Source organism: Gluconobacter sp. ESL1110, assembly GCF_058107395.1.
The window spans coordinates 213,094-230,093 of sequence record NZ_JBYLUK010000007.1 but is presented as its reverse complement, the minus strand read 5'-3'; the positions used below and the strand labels follow the sequence as shown (position 1 = coordinate 230,093).

Sequence of the window (17,000 nt, the reverse complement as noted above, 5' to 3'; positions counted from 1 at the left end):
ATTTCGGATCTTTTTCTTTTACGATGAAGTCCTGATAAAACTGGAGACTCAGGATGGTTAACTTCATCGGGTATATTGGTTTCAATAACAGATCCGAAATTCATGCTGGCGTCAGGGATCGTGCGCTGGATCTTGCTTATGTGCAGCAGGCGCTTCAGGTGCAGGAAGAGGGCGGTTTTGACCGTGTGCTGATTCCTTTTGGCTCCAATTCGCCTGAAAGCCAGCTCGTTGCTGCGTATGGTGCGGCTTTAACCAGTCGACTGGGCTTTCTTGTTGCGCATCGTCCGGGTTTTACGCAGCCTACGCTTGCTGCACGACAGCTCGCAACGCTGGATCAGCTTTCCCAAGGGCGCGTGGCTGTTCATATCATCACGGGGGGCGCGGATTCCGAAATGGCCCGGGATGGAGATGTCGGGACAACCAAGGCGGAGCGTTATATCCGCAGCGATGAATATCTCGATATTCTGAAGCAGGAATGGAGTTCTGCTGCGCCTTTCGATCACGATGGTCGTTTCTATCATATCCGTCAGGCGCAGAGTTCCATTCATCCGCAAAACCTGCCGGTTTTCTTTGGAGGAACGTCTGCGGAAGCGCTCGACGTCGCAGGGAAGCACGCAGATGTTTATGCGACGTGGGGGGAGACGCTGGACGCAACCCGCGAAATCGTCAGTCGGGTGAGATCCTCCGCAGCACGTCATGGCCGGAAGATCGGTTTTTCCCTGTCTCTGCGGCCGGTTATTGCGGATACTGAAGAGGCGGCCTGGCAGCGGGCTGAGGAAATTGAAAACCTTGTTCGTGCGGCTCGTGAGCAGGCGGGATTGCCTGTGACAGGGCACCAGCCGCCGAATGATGGGTCTCGCCGTCTGCTTGAGACCGCAACGTCCCGCAGGCAGGATGAACGTCTCTGGACGGGTGTGGCCAGTCTAACCGGGGCTGCCGGAAATTCAACAGGGCTGGTTGGGACGCCGGAACAGGTCGCAGATGCTCTGGTGGAATATTACAAACTGGGCATCGACAATTTCCTGATCCGTGGATTTGAGCCACTGGAAGATGCCCGCGTTTATGGCCGGGACCTTATTCCGCTGGTTCGGGAAAAAGTTGCAGCCCTTGAGGCGCAGTCGTCACGCATTGCTGGATAAAAACAAAAAGGGGAGAGATACGAAGATCTCTTCCCTTGTCCAGTTTTCAGGACGATCTGGCGCGTCTAAAAACATCTTCCATACGCCAATGCTGGTTTTGCAGGTCTTTATGCTCTGCCCACTCGTCCCAGCCGGAATTTCGACGGTATTCTCCGAGCAGACCTGAGGCTTCTAGGGTAGCCTTGTCCTGAGGGTGGGTGTGGCCAGCGTCTGGATGAACGTAAATGGCATCTGCCCTGCAATACAGTTCGCACAGGAAGCAGGTCTGACAGTCTGATTGATAGGCAATAATCGGAACGCCACCTTCGTCGGGGATTAAAACATCTCTCGGGCAAACCTCCACGCAGGTATTGCAGGCCGTGCAACGGCTCTCAACGATCAGCTCAATCATGAAAATGCTTTCACTGGCACTGAGCGCGCCCACGGGTTTGCAATGCCGCCGCTCAGGATATGAGTGGGTGTCTCAACGGTCTCAGAGTCAGTCCGATAATGAATGCCACGGCTTTCCTTGCGGGCAAGAGCGCTGACGGTACACCAGCGGGAAGCAGCCGCAAGGGCTTTCAGCTCGTGCTGCCGAAGCTGTGCGCGTGCATTTGTATTCTGTACGGTGTCACCAGATAGCTGTTGCCATGCTGCTTCCAGAGCCTGGGAAGATTTTTCTAAAGAAAAAGCCGTTCGAAAATACTGCTTATGAGGGGAGAGCATCTCATCCTGAACAGCCCGTTCGACAGCCTTGTGGTCTCGGGTGACAGTTTCATACTCGGGGGATGGAATAATAGGTTCCTTCAGGGAACGTCGTTGTTTGCGTGTGTAGGCGACGGCGGATTCTGCTGCGATGCATCCAGAGGATAGTGCCCAGGCAGCATTAACCGCCCCACCGCCAGATATTGCGCCTGTTACGGGCTCCCGCGAAGCAACATCGCCAGCCACATAAAGCCCAGGAACATCACAGCCTGCGTGCCTGTTTGTGACCCGGATACCACCGACGCCGCGAATTGTTCCTTCGCCGACAAGAGAAATGGGAAATCGTTGTGTAAAAGGATCAATCCCGAGGCGCTGAAACGTCAGAGGGACGTTAGGGGAAATTTGCGGCAGTTGGCTACGGATGTCATCAGGAACACGTGACAGGTCACAGAAAACAGGCCCCGTCCTGAGCACTTCTGCAAGAAAGTGGTTATTGTGTGGGCTTGCCGGGCGCTCAAGTTCATGGCCAGCCACGTCATAATATCTGGCGAAACTGTAGATCATGGTCCGTGCCATTGTCGTTGTGGCCGGGACAATTGTGAAAAACGCCGAGAATTCCATTCCGGAAAAGCAGGCTCCCGCCTCGGCAGCCATCAGAAGTCCGTCGCCAGTGTTGTTTGAACTCCCCAGCAAGTGAGAGCGGAATGCACATCCGCCTGTTGCCAGAATAGTTGCGCCTGCGCGGATACTCCATCGATCCAGCTCTGATTTCAGGGACACGCCTGTTGCACCGGCTACACTGCCATCGTCATGACGGAGAAGTTTCAGGGCAGGGCTATGATCCAGAATAATAACACCGCTATCCAGTGCTTTCTGGCGAAGGGCGCGGAGGTATTCTGGTCCACGCAAAGCGTGGTATCTGATTTTCCCATTATCATCCTGAGTGTAGCGATAATGGCTGGCAATTGTGGGCAGCGTCCGGAATGTCCGGTCTATAATGGTTTCCATCCAGTCTGCATCCCCAAGTCCTTCTGCCATTTCCAACCGACGTGCAATGGCGTCACGCCGGAGTGTGCCTTCGGGGGGAATGAACCAGTGTCCTGGCCCTGCAGACGCGGCTACGCCAGATGTGCCGCAATATCCTTTTTCCACAATCACGACTTTCGCGCCCGCCTGAGCAGCTGTGATTGCGGCCCAGCACCCTGCCAGCCCTCCGCCGATAATCAAAACATCCGTTTCCAGACGGCGAGATGGGGCGTGTCTCACAGACCAGATCTCTGATGGTCCAATGCATCTGAAAGAGCCGGCGAAAAAATGGGCTCCAGTTCTGTTCCTTCTGGAAGAAAGCCGTTTTGGGTAAACGTATTTGCGATGTCCTGTGCAGAGGTAATGTCGGCTTTACGCCATGCGCGCAGGTGATAGGAGCGGTTCTGGTTCTGAAGGTAATTCAGCACCAGAGGTTCGGGTACCTGAATGACGGGGGAAACGGCATGTGCCCAGCGCGGTTTGTCGTTGCTGAGGATGGAATAGGCTTTGTTGACCCGCCTGAGATAATCCGCAGCAACGGCGCAAAACGATGGGTCCGTCAGACGGAGAGGGTTAGCGCCGATAAAATAATGGCCGGAAAGAATATGTTCTGCGCTTTGGAGGATGCGAGCCGTTTTATCGGCTTCCAGCATCTGGATGGCATATCCATACGTTGCCCATCCATCGAGGCTCCCTGATTTCATGGCGGTCAGTCCTTCGCTCATCCCAAGCGCGACAGGGGTGATGTCGTGCCAGGAGAGACCTTGCTGCTCCAGCATTTTGATCAGGAAATAATGCGCCGTCGTAGCCTTGATATAGCCTATTCTTTTTCCTTTGAGATCTTTGACGGATGTTGCTGTTGAGTGCTCTGGCACCAGAAGAACCTGATCTGTGGTCGGTCCTTCCAGCGTTGCGACAATGGAGATGCGGGCACCGGATGTTGCCGCAAAGACCATTGGAATTTCGCTCCAGCCGCCAATGTCCACAGCATCCGCATTGATGGCCTGAGCGATGATGTTTCCTGAGTTGAACTCACTGAAGCTGACTTTATAGGGGAAATCGTCCAGCCCGGTTTCTTTAAGAAGGGTTTGATCTGCGCCTCTAAAAGTGGCTGCTCTGAGTGTGATCTGGGAAAAATCTTTTGTCTGTGCTGCCAGTGGGCGTGGCAGAAAGGAGGCTCCTGCAACGGCGGATGTCAGACCCAGAAAGTGGCGCCGTTTGAGGGGAGGCGAAGACAGAAGCATGAAATTGCTCCTCATGCTTATAAAGTGAATGTTTATTCAATCATCAGAAGGTCATTTTTCGAAAAATTCTAATGATTAAGACTAATGGGTTTATTTTGTTATTATGGATAATCAGTTCCCTTGTTATTTTGAAGACACAAGGGAACTGGCTGGTCTCAGAGTGTAAATTTCAACGTCACGAAAATTGTTCGCGGGTCCGCAAACTGTGCGGACTCATAAACCGGGACGCCCCCGCCCTGCACAAAGGTTGTGCTTTGCAGATAGCGCCGATCCAGAAGATTTCGGGCAGTTGCCTGTAGGAACCAGCGGCTGTCGGGGCTGGTCCAGCTTGCCATGGCGTTAATATAGGTTTGTGGAGGCAACCGGTTTTGCGGATTGGTTTGTGAACTGGTGTAAAGCGCGGATTGAAAAGACACATCCGCTCCCACGCGAAAGGTTCCAGGCAGCCGGATGGGGAGCGTGTAGGTGAGAGATCCCATGGTTTGGAAACGTGGCGAGTAGGGGAGGGGCGCCCCTGCATAGGGTGTATTGTTATAGACTTGGCCACTGGCAAGTGTGGTTCGGCTCACGCGGCCGCGGAAATTATCCAGGACAGAGTAGAGATAAGAGGCTGTATAATGCAGATCCAGATCGCGAGTAATTTTCACGAAAGTTTCGATTTCAGCGCCGGCAGAGTGCCCTTTTCCTGCGTTGAAACGTCGTGAGAGTCCGTTTGAAGGGTCTGTTGTCGTGAGCTGAATATCGTCGAACTGGTTCCAGAAAAGTGCGCCATTAAAGTGAATGCGGCCAGGTACGGGATCACTTTTGAGGCCGACTTCATAGGTCGTGACGATTTCCGGATTATAGGGGGTTGAAGCCTGAAGACTGCCGGAAGCAGACGGGTTTTGGGCTCTGAAGTCATATCCTGCCGATTTTCCTCCTTGGGAAATGGACGCATATGTCATCAAATTCGGACGAATTTGATAGGTCAGCGTGCCTTTCGGAAGAAGCTGAACCCAGCTTTTGCGTTCTGAGACCTGCCATGCCTGATCCCCCGGCGCGCCCCAGAGAATATAGGACAGCTGGTTGGCTGGAGTGGACTGATGCGATGGGCCGGGTGCCAGATAATTCAGAGTTTCAGAATTGGAGTGGTTCTCCCAGTTGAAACGAAGTCCGCCTGTGAAGGTCAGCGCGCGCGTGATGTGATAACTGGCCTCTCCATAAAGAGCCCAGTTGCGAGTGACCTGATCAATGACAGCATAAACCGGGGTATACCGGATTTTTGCTGGGTCATTCGTTGCGGTTCCTGAAGAGTTATTCGCCCACCTTTGTGTGAACCAGTCCTCATACATGAAGTATGCGCCGACATTGAAGTCGAGCTTCCCGTAGTCCCCATGGAGTTTAAATTCCTGAGAATACATCCTCTCTTTATAGTAAAGAGGCTGGGAGGTTCGGGAATAATAATCACCGGTGTTGTCATAAACGCCTTTGTCATCGTAGCCTCGGATGCCAGTGACGGAATAAAGCTTCAGATGAGGGGAAAGCGTGTATCGCACGTTTCCGATGAAACCCGTTTCACTATAATTATTTTTTGGGAAAAGCTGGTTGTAATTTCCATAGATATACGGGTTCAGAAGGTTGCCTGAGCCCTTGTTCGTACTTCCGTCTATTGTGCCGTCAAAGGCAAGGGTAATATCCCAGTTTTCATTGGGAGTGAAACGCAGTTTGCCGCGTGCCTGCGTATAGTCGATGTTGTTCGTGTCTTTCCCAACAGTATAGTTATGATCAATTCCACCACGGGCATGGCGACCAAAGGCGATGCTGCCGTAAACCTTGTTTTTGATGAGAGCGCCGCTCGCTACAACACCAATCTGATATTCGTTATAGGTTCCGTAGCCTGTCTGCGCGACAAAGCGTCTCTGATTGGTGGGGGAAAGCGTGTTGATCCTGACTGCACCACCTTCGGATTGATGCCCGGAGAAGACGACGGGACCGCGGTCTACTTCGATGTCTGCTACATCAAGGAGTTCCTGCATGTTTCCCATGTTTCTGGGAAGATAAACTCCATCGAGATAGGTGCCGACTGAAGGTTCGCCTTGTGGATCAATTTCTCCAATCCCACGAATGAAATAATTCAGAACCGAATATCCCGGCATGTTGTTCGGAATATAAAGATTAGGCGTTAGCCTTGCGAGTTGCTTGGTATTCTGAACACCAAGCCGTTCAAGTTGTGAGGCGGTCAGCAGGCTGGCGGACTGTGGTGTTTTCTGGAGCGCCGCCGCTCGGCGCGCAGCATGGGATTGCCCGTGGATAGAAAAGGATTCCCCTGTTCCCTTGGCCTGAACTGCATTCGGAAGACTGGGCGCATGTCCTGGATTTTTTTGAGGAAACAGCGGGCGTGTTGCCGGGTGTGGTGTAGATTTGGGTGAGGAATAGTGTAGCGGAGCGCCATCAACCGGATCGAGCATTGCGCCCATGATGGCTGCAATGCTGCATGTCGTCCCCAAGAGCGAACGGAATAGAGGTCTGTTTTCCATAAAAAGAGAATGTCTTTTGGGGAAGGAAGGCATGATGTCAGGCATCCTTGGATGGGCGTCGTGTTTTTTGATTCCAAGGTTGTTTTCTCTGGAAAACTGTTTCCAGGATATGGAGTTATTCAAAAGTATTCCTTTTGATTGATTAATAATTTTTGTTTCAATTCCTTAATTGTATCCTTTGAGAAACTTCAATTTACCAAAGAAATTCAATAAAAAATTCCTGAAGGATGAAACATTTCATATCTTCAGGAGTAAGGTTGTCATTTTTAAAATGTATAAGAAAATAAAGTAATTAAAATAAAGCCACTGGAAAATGGAGTGGTTTATGCCTGTTGAATTCATCGGTTATGTCAGCGCGTGTGAACAGACAGAAATTCTTGATCCTTCAGGCCTCGCAGTTGATCCGGAGTATATTTCTGCAACCGCGTTGATCCATGAGCGCGGCGGTTTTGACAGGGCGCTTGTTGCGTTCCATTCCTCCTCTCCAGAGAGTATTCTGATCGCACAGCATGCTGCTTTCGTTACATCCAGGATGGGTTTGCTGATTGCGCACCGTCCGGGCTTCACTGCGCCTACGCTTGCGGCAAGACAGTTTGCCACCCTGGACCAGATCAGTCGTGGGCGAGTAGCCGTACATATTATTACGGGTGGAAATGACCGCGAACTTGAGGCTGATGGCGATCATCTGTCAAAAGTGAAGCGGTATCGGCGTACAGCGGAATATCTGAAAATTCTTCGCCGGGAATGGGCGGGCGGCGCTCCTTTTGATCATGATGGTGAGTTCTATCGCTTGCGCAGAGCTTCTTCCACTGTGCTGCCATATAATCCGAATGGTATTCCGCTTTATTTTGGTGGAGCTTCGGAAGACGCCATAAATGTCGCAGGTGAACTGGCGGATGGATATGCCCTGTGGGGCGAGCCATTGGCAAATGCTGCGGAACTGGTTGGAAAGGTGCGGGCTTCTAGCCAAAAGCATAACCGTGCTTTGAAATTTTCCATCTCCTTTCGTCCAATTATTGCGGATACGGAGGAAGAGGCGTGGGAGCGTGCGGCAAGTATTCAGGCTCAGATTGAAGAAAGACAGTCTGTCATTTTGCCGACAAAAAATGGAATAGCTCTTGATCATGCGGGCGCGCCTCCAGTCGCGGAAAATCTTCCAACCAATGAAGGTTCGAGAAGGCTTCAGGCCATCGCTGCAAAATCTGCGCGACATGATGAACGTCTCTGGACAGGCGTTGCGCAGGCTACAGGAGGGCGCTGGAATTCCACGTCTCTGGTGGGAACGGCAGAACAGGTCGCACAGAGTCTGCTTGAATATTACCGTCTCGGGATCAGCACGTTTCTGATCCGGGGTTTTGATCCGCTTACGGATGCAACGCGATATGGGCGAGATCTTATTCCCCGTGTTCGCGCTTTGGTGGAGCGGGAAGACCGGCTTCAGCGGCTTGCAAGCTGACCCCATCCCATGTTTCTCAAGGATATATTTATTATGAGGCGTCTCAGCCTGCGCGCTCTTCTGCTTGTTACGTTACCGGGTGTTTCTTCAGCAGCGTCTCTTCATCACGGCGCATTAAAATCGAGTCTGGCGCATACTCATTCGACTACCCCGAAAGTCGTTGATGCGCCGCTCAGGCGAGCTATCCCTCATGATATTCGAAGCCAGACGGCAGAATCCGTGACAGTGCATGTGGCAAGACATGCACCTCGTTTGGCCCGTAAAGTGCCTTTGGGGGCTTTTGGAACACGGTCGGAATTCGATACGCCGTTTTCTGTCAGTACGATTTCGGCTGATCGGATTGAACAGATGCAGGCGAGTGATATCAATGATGTCATGCGCTATGAGCCGGGAGTTCAGGCGAACTCGAACGGGTCTTCCACAGCATCTGGATCAAGCGTCAGGGTACGTGGTCTGAATCTGGATTGGACGAACGGGTACAAGATTGACGGTCTGGCCATTCCGTACTGGTACATTGATTTGCCATTAGCCAATTTTGATCACGTGCAGGTGGTCAAAGGCGCATCTGCTTTCATGTATGGGTTTGGCTCACCGGGAGGGGTGCTGGATTACCAGCTAAAAGCACCTGTTGAAGAAAGAAAACTGACGTTGGAAGCTGGATATCGTTCCGATGCGGTCTTTAGGCAAATGCTGGATGTGGGAGGTTCACTGGATAAAGCCCATCGGGTGCAGACGCGTTTTGTCTTTGCCAGTGAGGTGGGCAATCAGGTGAACGAGAGTTTCCTGCGTAATCTTTCTCTGTCGTTCACAACGAATGTTCGGATCACAAATAATCTGCATTGGCATTTCAACACATTTTATCTGAACACGCTTCAAAAAGGCATGGTCAACACGATTGCTTCTGCCAATGGAGTGGGAGCAGTACAAACCATGAGCGGTCGTGAGGCTTTTGGTGCCAAGGGGTCTTGGAAAACCAATGATATGAAGCGTTTCAGTACAGGTTTTGACTGGGATTTTTCAAAAAACTGGAGTGCCCATCTGACATATGGCTACACACATCTTGATGAAAAATTTCCGTCTAACCAGCTGACTTTTACCAGCACGAATGGCGATTATATGAGCCGTCCGTTCGAGATGGTGCGTGTTCTGACGTATCATCAGGTTGATGCGACGACACAGGGACATTTTGAGACTGGTCCATTGCATCATGATGTTATTATCGGCGTGACATGGCTGCGACAGATGTTTGATGCGGATGCAAATTCCGGTGCCAAAAACCCTGTTGAATACGGAAATATTTTCCGGGATCGTCCAACATTAACAAGCGCAAGCAGCTTTAATCCCCGGATGTATCGCTATATTGATTACCAACAGGTGGCCCCGTTCTGGAGTGACACAGTCACTTATCACCGTTGGTCTCTTATGGCGGGCGCCCGTTATACTGATTATCTGGAAAATGACTTCTCAACGTCCGGGAAGCAGACGGCCGCGCATAGGAATAATCCTGTGACACCGCTTGTATCCCTGAGCTATAAAATTACACCGGAAATTAATACCTATTTCAGTTGGGTCCAGGCGATGCAGTCTGGAGGGCAGGCTGGTTCATCCAACGTGAATTACATGCAGGTCTTCGGACCTATCCGGAGCGATGAATACGAATTGGGAATGAAAATCCAGAAGAAAACATGGAACGGAACTCTTGCCGTTTTCCGTATGGACACCGGGTCTGCTTATACCAATGCCCAGAATGTCTATGTGCAGGACGGCCTTTCCCGGTATCAGGGCGTTGAGGCGGCAGGAGCGTGGATGGTTACGCGAAACTTGAATATCAACGGCAGTTTGGCTTACCTGGATGCACGATATGTTCAGGCCGCAGCCGGGTATCAGAATCATAAGCTGGAAGCGGTTGCTCCTTTCCAGGCAGCCTTCAATGCAGACTACCGGCTGGAGTCCGTGCGGGGTTTGAGTGTCAACGCCGGATTTAATTATGTTTCACGCAGTTGGCTGGATGCAAGCAATACGGTGCGGTTGCCATCTTATATCGTGGGCAATGTAGGGGCAGCCTATAGTACCAAAATTGCTAGCCACCATGTTGTATTGCGGGCTGCTGTCGAAAATATTGGTAATGTTCGTTATTGGATGAGTCGCGGAAATAGAAACCTGTTTCCAGGCGCTCCTCGTACAGTTTCCCTTAATGCCCGGTTTGATCTTTAGACTGAGAAGTCATCGGCATAATGTGATGATTGCAGCGCAGCAGGTGGCCGATCCACTGCATTTCGGATATCTGCCACAGTGTGCTGCAATCCGCTTTCAGTTCTTAAGCTGACTTGTACGTTTTTCGTTGGAAAAAGGGACGTAAAATAATCCGTCTTCTCTTTCGTCAGGCCATTAAAGACCTTCTGTCTTCAGTCTCCCTCTGGGTGCTGATTTAATGGCACCCACCAGATTTTCCGCTACAGGCAGAGCAATTGTCACAGCCTTTGGCTGGTGAGGGGGACGGAACACTGGTTGCAAGACCCATGGACATTTTGAGCCTTCTCCATCCTGTAGGAAAGAGGCGTGTGTACCAGTAAAGCGCTGCAAGGGAGACAAGCAGCACGGCAATGATCGTTTCAATCATCATGCTTCTCCTGTGATGGCCTTGGTCAGGTGGTAAACGATAAACGCAGCCAGATATGCCAGCCCGAAAAGGTAGGTGGTTGCACCTATAACGACCTTCATGGATCGGGTTTCCCTGCGCATCACAGCTAATGTGGAAATGCACTGGGGCGCATAAACATACCATGCCAGCAGAGATAAAGCAGTTGCAATGCTCCATTGGCTCGACAGGAGGGGGAGCAGTTTTTCTGGGGCTGCTTCTTCGCTGACGCCGAGCGCATATACTGTCGCCAGTGCACTGACTGCGACTTCGCGCGCGGCGAGACCAGGAATAAGCGAGACACAGATCTGCCAGTTGAACCCGATCGGGGCGAAAACTGGCAACATGAGATGGCCAATGCGTCCTGCCAGGCTGTAATCAATGGCTGCGCCTGTGGCTCCCTGCGGAGGAAGCGGGAAGCTTGAGAGACCCCAAAGCAGGACGTTCAGAGACACGATGATCGTCCCGACACGCGACAGGAACATGACCGCACGTTGCCAAAGCCCTAGTGCGAGGCTTTTGAGGTTGGGACGGCGATAGGGGGGCAGTTCCAGAAGCAGTGGATGCTCTTCGGACTTTACGCCACGCGTCATGATGCGTGCGGCGACAACGCCACTGACAATGGCGACCGCATACAGTGCGAACAGGACGAGGCCCTGAAGCCCGAAAATCCCCAGAACTGTTTTGTGCGGAATGAACGCGCCAATCAGAAGCGTGTAGACCGGAAGACGTGCTGAACACGTCATCAGCGGAGCAATCAGGATTGTGACCAGCCGGTCCCGGGGATTCTGAATGGTCCGTGCGGCCATGATGCCGGGAATCGCGCAGGCGAAACTCGATAGCAGGGGAATGAAAGACCGGCCGCTCAGTCCGGCAAGAGCCATCAAACGGTCCAGCAGGAATGCGGCGCGGGGCAGATAGCCGGATTCCTCCAGAGCAAGAATCCAGAGGAAAAGAATCAGGATTTGCGGGAGGAAGACGATGACCGTGCCAGCACCGGCAATGACGCCATCAGCCAGAAGGCTTTTCAGAACGCCATCAGGCAATGGCCTGAGGATCAGTTCGCCAAGCAGGGTAATGCCACTTTCCAGAGCGTCCATGAGGGGCTGAGCCCACGCAAAGACGGTCTGGAACATGACGAACAGAACAATGAGCAGGATGACCGGTCCCCAGACAGGGTGCAGGAACCAGCGGTCAAGACGATCGACTAGTCTTTCCTGCCCTGCGGAGCGGTCTGTGACATAGGTCTGAATCAGCCTGCGTACTTCTGCGTGAATATCCAAGCCGTTCTGCAAGGGGACGGGAGGGGCCGGGACCGGATGATCCAGAACTTCCAGAAGAGGCTGTACACCCTGCCGGTGCAGGCTGATGACCGGGACAATGGTCAGCCCCAGATCGCGCTCAAGCCCCGCAATATCGATGGTCATGCCATTGCGTTTGGCCTCGTCCATCATGCTGAGGGCGACAATGATCGGCACGCCAAGCTCACGGAGTTCCAGCAGGAAGCGGAGATGCAGGCGGAGATTTGTTGCGGACACCACGCCGATCAGGAGTTGCGGGCGAGGCTCCGTACGATGTCGTCCAAGGCAGACATCGCGTGTGACATCTTCGTCTGGGCTGGTTGAGGAAAGGCTGTAAGCACCGGGAAGGTCCAGGACCCGGATGGATTTGCCTTGCGGTGTAGAAAAGAAGCCTTCTTTCCGCTCAACCGTGACGCCTGCGTAGTTCGCGACTTTCTGGCGGCTTCCGGTCAACTGGTTGAAGAGAGAAGTCTTGCCGCAGTTGGGATTTCCGACCAGTGCAATATGTAGTGTGGAATCTGCGCGTAACGCTTGTGCTGGAGAGGCCATGGAACGTGTCAGACGGCACGTCGAAGCATGATTCGGGCAGCTTCCCCTTTCCGAAGAGCAAAACGGGAGGTCCCGAGGGAGACAGCAATGGGATCTGCGCCAACCGGTCCAGTTGCAACGATTTTAACGCTTTCCCCGGGAACAAAACCGAGCTCACACAGGCGCGCACTGATCGGATCGGCAGCGGTCCGCTCTTCAACACGATCAATAATGGCGTAATTCCCTTTGGGAAGCGTATCCAGAGACCACATCAACTTCATATCCTAATGCGTCCCAGCGTTCTTTTCGAAAGGCTGGCTGAACACTAGATAAGCCCATCTGGCAGAAGCGGAAAGGGAGAGATGAGAATTAATTGCATCCACATCTTTCTTTTTAAGATCCGGGTTCTTTTTCTTGTGTCTTTTCAAAAGGGAGGGAGCCAGCCGGATTTGAGATTACGGCATGTCGCTTTTCCGGCATGGCCGGAAGGAGCAAGGGAGTGCTATGCACCTTCTGGCCCGAGTGTATAGGAAATGTGCCCCATGAGTGCTTTGACAGCAAACGAAGACGAATTTCCGGCAGAAGGGTGCATCCACTGTGCCACTTCTGAGACATCCGGCGAAAAGCGCGTTGAGCAGCCTCAGAAAAAAGCACTCCTGAACCGTATTCGTCGGATTGAGGGGCAGGTTGGTGGTGTTCTGAATATGATACAGGAAGACCGTTATTGCGTTGATATTCTGACGCAGATCTCGGCCATCAAGTCTGCGCTGGACGGCGTATCCATTCAGATTTTGTCCACTCACGCCAATGGGTGCGTCAGGAAGGCCGTACAGGCGGATGGGGGCGAAGAGGCCATCGACGAACTGTTGCAGGTCGTGCGCCGGATGATGCGATGACGCCTCTTCGGGTCTGGAGGGCTTAGCGGTCCTGTGTGGCGTCTGGCGCCGTGTCGGGTACGGACTCCATGGTCATGGCCTGACATGCTTTGAGCTGTTGCTGCATCTTCGGCGAAAGCGGTTTGTTCTGCTTTTTCAGCGTCTCAAGATGATCACAGAGTTCCATCTGTTGATCCATGTTCATGCCTGCCAGTGGGTCAACTGACGGTGTGGAAGGCTGCTTGGGCGTCGGCGCTGTTGTTGCATGGGCGGCAGTTGCAAAGAGTAGGGTTGCCAGAACAGATAGGGTTTTTGTCATGATGAAAACTCCACAAAAATATGAAAATCAAAACCAGCTTCGGATGCCGAGGCTGAAGCGGAGCGAACCGGGTTTTTCGCCCTGATCCCGCACAATTCTGCGGGCCTGCGTCAGGTGGCCGGAATAAGTGACGCCCACATAGGGGGCGAATTTGCGCCAGAGTTCGTACCGAAGCCGCAGACCGGCATCCACGTCCGACAGGCCAGCGCCTGCCTGTCGGGACGGGTCTGACTTCGTGTAAAGATTGAACTCGGCCTGAGGCTGGAGGATGAGGCGGTTGGTCAGCAGAAAGTCATAAGACCCCTCGACGCGTGCGCCAAACCGTCCCCGATCGCTGACATAGCCTGTGGCCTGAAACTCGAACTGATACAGGGCCAGCCCCTGAATACCGAAGGCGCCCCAGGTCCGTGTCGGGCCATCATCCAGATCGACGCGTACGCCGCCCTGAAGGTTCCAGTATGTCGAAATGGCACGGCTATAGAGAACGTCCTGCTGGCCGTCGCTCAGGCGTCCTTTTTCGAGGGTGCCTTCGGACTTGATCCAGAGCCTGTCATAATCCGTGCCGTACCAGACTTCACCATCCCATCGGAAATTGGTTCCGGATGGTGCGTAACGTCCCTCCGCCTGCTCCAGAATACCGTGGAACCAACTGCTTTGATCCATCATGACGGGTATGATGTTGCCAAGATGCGTGACGGAGCCTGGAACGGGAGCGTCTGCGGCGTGATACTGCATGGTGTCTTCCGCGCCTGCTGTCCCCGCAGCCATCAGGAACAGTGCGGTTGTCAACGCGGCCTTCATGACACCACCACAGTGCGGAACATCCCAAGATCCATGTGGTACAGTAGGTGGCAGTGATAGGCCCACATGCCGGGGACATCTGCCGTCACGAGATAGCTCATGCGAGAGCCGGGCTGAGAAATGATGGTGTGTTTGTAGGGACGATAGTCTCCCTGACCATTCTCCAGCTCGCTCCACAGACCATGCAGATGGATCGGGTGCTCCATCATCGTGTCATTGATGAGCGTGAAACGGACGCGCTCGCCTTTCTTCAGCTTGATCGGGCCAGATTCTGAGAACTTTCGTCCGTTGAAGCCCCAGATATAGCGCTCCATATTCCCCGTCAGATGCAGGATGATTTCCCGTGAGGGTGGGCGCGGGTCTGCGCCGGGCCGTGTGGCACGAAGCTGTTTATAGTTCAGGACACGACGGCCGTTATCTTCCAACCCGTCCCCGGGGTTACCCGTCCGATCCATGGGCATCATGGCGACGTTCTGGTTTTCCACGTTGATGGGAGGCGGGCCGGGATCGTCCACTTCCATTTTCGGCATGGCCATGTGCCCCATATGGCTCATGTCCATGCCGGACATGGACATATGATCCATGCTTTCCCCGGGCTTCATGTTTCCCATGCCCATATCCACCATGGTGCGGACAGGGCGGGGGTCCATGGGCGGGATCAGACCACTCATGCCGGCACGAGGGGCCAGCGTTCCGCGGGCAAAGCCTGTCCGATCCTCGCTCTGGGCAAAAATTGTGTAAGCGCGATCTTCCTTTGGCTGCACAATGACGTCGTAGGTTTCGGCTACCCCGATCCGGAACTCATCGACCGGAACCGGCTCGACGTCATTTCCATCAGCCTGAACAACCAGCATTTCAAGACCCGGAATACGGACGTCAAACAGCGTCATGGTGGCGCCATTGATGAACCGCAGACGCACCCGCTCGCCGGGCCGGAACAAACCGTTCCAGTTCATGTCCGGGGCATGGCCGTTGAGCGTGTAGGTGTAGATGATGCCGGACACGTCCGCGATATCGGTTGCGGCCATGTTCATCCGGGACCAGGCGAGCCGGTCTTTCAGCGCAGCCATGACACTTCCGGCTTCACGGGCTTCCTTGGGGAAGGACGCAGCCGTACGCTGACGAAAGACGTAATAGTCATCCTGCATTTTCAGATTGTTCACGATGTCATGGGGCATGACATCGGTCCATTCACCTAGGAAGATGACGTAATCTCGATCAGAGGCATTTGGATCAGGCCGGATCGGGTCAATGACGATTGCGCCATACAGGCCCAGCGCTTCCTGCATGTTGGAATGGCTGTGATACCAGTATGTGCCACTCTGATGCAGGCGAAAGCGATATGTGAAGGTTTCGCCGGGCGGGATTCCTGCAAAGCTGAGACCGGGTACGCCGTCCATATCCGCTGGGACACGAATGCCGTGCCAGTGGATGGATGTTGTTTCATCCAGCGTATTCCGGACGTTCAGAGTGACCGTCTCGCCCTGTTTCCAGCGCAGGATGGGGCCGGGGACACTGCCTCCTATGCTGGGCGCATGCATGGACTTTCCATCCAGAGAGACATGCGTTCGGCTGACCTTCAGGTCCCATGTATTGGACGGCATTGCGGGCAGGCAGCCGGAAGAGGGGCGACCTTCTGCTTTGGCCTGTTGAGGCAGGGTGCTCAGGCAGACCCCGGCACCAAGACTTGTGACGAAGCGACGACGCGTTAGGCCGCGTGCGAGGCTGGAAAAACTGTGCATATGCTGAAAACCGGGAAACGGTGCAGGAAAACCGTGGCGTCTTCAGACCTATGACAGATCAGAACGCTTACGGATCGGGACGTTTCAGGACAGCAGGAGTTTGGGAGGCGGGGGTGTCGGAATCCAGTCTGTACCAGACAGGGATGGATGCCCGATCTGGACGAAATGTCCGGAAATGGCGATCTGAGCGGGAAGCGGTGTCAGATGCGCGAGCGTCAGAGCAGGCTCTGCCGACGCCGCATGGATATGGCAGCAGCCTTGCCCGTGACTGTCATTATGATGGGACGGCGCTTCTGACATCATGGCCTGCATATCATGCTGGTCACAATGTACAGTGGCGTGCTGTGTCATGGATGCGCAGTGCGTCATGGTCATGACGTGGGCTCTGGTTGCGGCATGTGCCGGGAATGCGCCCGCCATCAGCCCGAGCTGCATCAGCAGACAGGCGATCAGGCCAAGCCATTTCCGGGTATGCGTTCCGAGCATTTCAGATCCCTGCTCCAGACAGACAGGAGAACTTGTCTGTCTTCTTTATGGCCTGATCCTATACCGGGGCGGGGAATAAATGAAAGAGAGATTTCGGGTGAGGGGTGTTTTTGATGGATACCCACCCAGAGTATAGAAATTTTAATCCGTCCTATTAACGATTTTAATTTCAAAACTTTCTCTGAAATCCCTAATGGAAAAAATATACCCAAAGGGGGTATGATGGAATTGAGGAATTCCAGGAA

15 protein-coding genes are annotated in these 17,000 nt (G+C 53.3%); 4 read left to right on the top strand and 11 right to left on the bottom strand.

The genetic code is table 11. From position 1 onward, the window contains the following. Positions 1–53 precede the first annotated feature (53 nt). Entirely contained in the window at positions 54–1,139 is a 1,086-nt protein-coding gene (locus tag AC3B6F_RS05060) for an LLM class flavin-dependent oxidoreductase (RefSeq protein ID WP_489823592.1), read from the top strand. Between the two features lie 46 nt (positions 1,140–1,185). Here the strand turns inward: AC3B6F_RS05060 and AC3B6F_RS05055 are convergent, their stop codons facing one another. The 4 genes from AC3B6F_RS05055 to AC3B6F_RS05040 form a co-directional block, all read right to left on the bottom strand. Beyond that, positions 1,186–1,530: a 4Fe-4S dicluster domain-containing protein gene (locus AC3B6F_RS05055; RefSeq protein WP_489823591.1), complete on the bottom strand. Its 345-nt coding sequence runs from the start codon at positions 1,528–1,530 to the stop codon at positions 1,186–1,188. Then, positions 1,527–3,089 (bottom strand): FAD-dependent oxidoreductase, encoded by a 1,563-nt coding sequence (locus AC3B6F_RS05050; RefSeq protein WP_489823590.1) that lies wholly within the window; start codon positions 3,087–3,089, stop codon positions 1,527–1,529. The genes AC3B6F_RS05055 and AC3B6F_RS05050 overlap by 4 nt, the downstream gene beginning before the upstream one ends. Next, the gene (locus tag AC3B6F_RS05045) at positions 3,086–4,093 is read right to left on the bottom strand and encodes an ABC transporter substrate-binding protein (RefSeq protein WP_234930836.1); all 1,008 of its coding nucleotides are present in this window, start codon (positions 4,091–4,093) and stop codon (positions 3,086–3,088) included. The genes AC3B6F_RS05050 and AC3B6F_RS05045 overlap by 4 nt, the downstream gene beginning before the upstream one ends. A gap of 155 nt (positions 4,094–4,248) precedes the next feature. Next, the gene (locus AC3B6F_RS05040; RefSeq protein WP_489823589.1) at positions 4,249–6,609 is read right to left on the bottom strand and encodes a TonB-dependent receptor; all 2,361 of its coding nucleotides are present in this window, start codon (positions 6,607–6,609) and stop codon (positions 4,249–4,251) included. A 325-nt stretch (positions 6,610–6,934) separates the two neighbouring features. On the opposite strand from AC3B6F_RS05040, the gene AC3B6F_RS05035 reads away from it, so the two are divergent. Then, positions 6,935–8,065, top strand: a complete 1,131-nt coding sequence (locus tag AC3B6F_RS05035) for an LLM class flavin-dependent oxidoreductase (protein WP_489823588.1) — start codon at positions 6,935–6,937, stop codon at positions 8,063–8,065. 33 nt (positions 8,066–8,098) lie between these two features. Then, positions 8,099–10,279 carry a TonB-dependent siderophore receptor gene (locus AC3B6F_RS05030; RefSeq protein WP_489823587.1) on the top strand — a complete coding sequence of 727 codons (2,181 nt, stop codon included), beginning with the start codon at positions 8,099–8,101 and terminating at the stop codon, positions 10,277–10,279. A gap of 214 nt (positions 10,280–10,493) precedes the next feature. Here AC3B6F_RS05030 and AC3B6F_RS05025 read toward each other — a convergent pair whose 3' ends face one another. The 3 genes from AC3B6F_RS05025 to AC3B6F_RS05015 are packed head-to-tail and all read right to left on the bottom strand — an operon-like array spanning position 10,494 to position 12,813. Continuing rightward, complete coding sequence (locus AC3B6F_RS05025; RefSeq protein WP_228118670.1) at positions 10,494–10,688, bottom strand: hypothetical protein; 195 nt, start codon at positions 10,686–10,688, stop codon at positions 10,494–10,496. Further along, on the bottom strand, positions 10,685–12,553 hold the full coding sequence (feoB, locus tag AC3B6F_RS05020; RefSeq protein ID WP_211567813.1) for a ferrous iron transporter B: 1,869 nt from the start codon (positions 12,551–12,553) through the stop codon (positions 10,685–10,687). The genes AC3B6F_RS05025 and feoB overlap by 4 nt, the downstream gene beginning before the upstream one ends. An 8-nt stretch (positions 12,554–12,561) precedes the next feature. Then, complete coding sequence (locus tag AC3B6F_RS05015; protein WP_034880933.1) at positions 12,562–12,813, bottom strand: FeoA family protein; 252 nt, start codon at positions 12,811–12,813, stop codon at positions 12,562–12,564. 261 nt (positions 12,814–13,074) lie between these two features. Here AC3B6F_RS05015 and AC3B6F_RS05010 point away from each other — a divergent pair, with 261 nt between their 5' ends. Then, the gene (locus tag AC3B6F_RS05010; RefSeq protein ID WP_010503891.1) at positions 13,075–13,428 is read left to right on the top strand and encodes a metal-sensitive transcriptional regulator; all 354 of its coding nucleotides are present in this window, start codon (positions 13,075–13,077) and stop codon (positions 13,426–13,428) included. 22 nt (positions 13,429–13,450) lie between these two features. On the opposite strand, the gene AC3B6F_RS05005 is transcribed toward AC3B6F_RS05010, so the two are convergent. From AC3B6F_RS05005 to AC3B6F_RS04990, 4 genes are all read right to left on the bottom strand, one after another. After that, positions 13,451–13,726, bottom strand: a complete 276-nt coding sequence (locus AC3B6F_RS05005) for a hypothetical protein (RefSeq protein ID WP_489823586.1) — start codon at positions 13,724–13,726, stop codon at positions 13,451–13,453. Between the two features lie 27 nt (positions 13,727–13,753). After that, a complete protein-coding gene (locus AC3B6F_RS05000; protein WP_489823585.1) occupies positions 13,754–14,527 on the bottom strand; it encodes a copper resistance protein B in 774 nt (257 codons plus the stop codon). Next, complete coding sequence (locus AC3B6F_RS04995) at positions 14,524–16,269, bottom strand: copper resistance system multicopper oxidase (RefSeq protein WP_489823584.1); 1,746 nt, start codon at positions 16,267–16,269, stop codon at positions 14,524–14,526. Before AC3B6F_RS04995 ends, AC3B6F_RS05000 begins: the two co-directional genes overlap by 4 nt. Before the next feature lie 84 nt (positions 16,270–16,353). Next, a complete protein-coding gene (locus AC3B6F_RS04990) occupies positions 16,354–16,755 on the bottom strand; it encodes a hypothetical protein (protein ID WP_489823583.1) in 402 nt (133 codons plus the stop codon). Positions 16,756–17,000: the final 245 nt, after the last annotated feature.

What these genes read in the sequence shown, in the direction of transcription:
- AC3B6F_RS05060 (WP_489823592.1), top strand. Translation starts at nt 54, where the DNA reads ATGGTTAACTTCATCGGGTATATTGGTTTCAATAACAGATCCGAAATT.
- AC3B6F_RS05015 (WP_034880933.1), bottom strand. Translation starts at nt 12,813, where the DNA reads ATGAAGTTGATGTGGTCTCTGGATACGCTTCCCAAAGGGAATTACGCC.
- AC3B6F_RS05000 (WP_489823585.1), bottom strand. Translation starts at nt 14,527, where the DNA reads ATGAAGGCCGCGTTGACAACCGCACTGTTCCTGATGGCTGCGGGGACA.
- AC3B6F_RS04990 (WP_489823583.1), bottom strand. Translation starts at nt 16,755, where the DNA reads ATGCTCGGAACGCATACCCGGAAATGGCTTGGCCTGATCGCCTGTCTG.
- AC3B6F_RS05010 (WP_010503891.1), top strand. Translation starts at nt 13,075, where the DNA reads ATGAGTGCTTTGACAGCAAACGAAGACGAATTTCCGGCAGAAGGGTGC.
- AC3B6F_RS05025 (WP_228118670.1), bottom strand. Translation starts at nt 10,688, where the DNA reads ATGATGATTGAAACGATCATTGCCGTGCTGCTTGTCTCCCTTGCAGCG.
- AC3B6F_RS05030 (WP_489823587.1), top strand. Translation starts at nt 8,099, where the DNA reads ATGAGGCGTCTCAGCCTGCGCGCTCTTCTGCTTGTTACGTTACCGGGT.
- AC3B6F_RS04995 (WP_489823584.1), bottom strand. Translation starts at nt 16,269, where the DNA reads ATGCACAGTTTTTCCAGCCTCGCACGCGGCCTAACGCGTCGTCGCTTC.
- AC3B6F_RS05045 (WP_234930836.1), bottom strand. Translation starts at nt 4,093, where the DNA reads ATGCTTCTGTCTTCGCCTCCCCTCAAACGGCGCCACTTTCTGGGTCTG.
- AC3B6F_RS05035 (WP_489823588.1), top strand. Translation starts at nt 6,935, where the DNA reads ATGCCTGTTGAATTCATCGGTTATGTCAGCGCGTGTGAACAGACAGAA.
- AC3B6F_RS05005 (WP_489823586.1), bottom strand. Translation starts at nt 13,726, where the DNA reads ATGACAAAAACCCTATCTGTTCTGGCAACCCTACTCTTTGCAACTGCC.
- AC3B6F_RS05055 (WP_489823591.1), bottom strand. Translation starts at nt 1,530, where the DNA reads ATGATTGAGCTGATCGTTGAGAGCCGTTGCACGGCCTGCAATACCTGC.
- AC3B6F_RS05040 (WP_489823589.1), bottom strand. Translation starts at nt 6,609, where the DNA reads ATGGAAAACAGACCTCTATTCCGTTCGCTCTTGGGGACGACATGCAGC.
- feoB (WP_211567813.1), bottom strand. Translation starts at nt 12,553, where the DNA reads ATGGCCTCTCCAGCACAAGCGTTACGCGCAGATTCCACACTACATATT.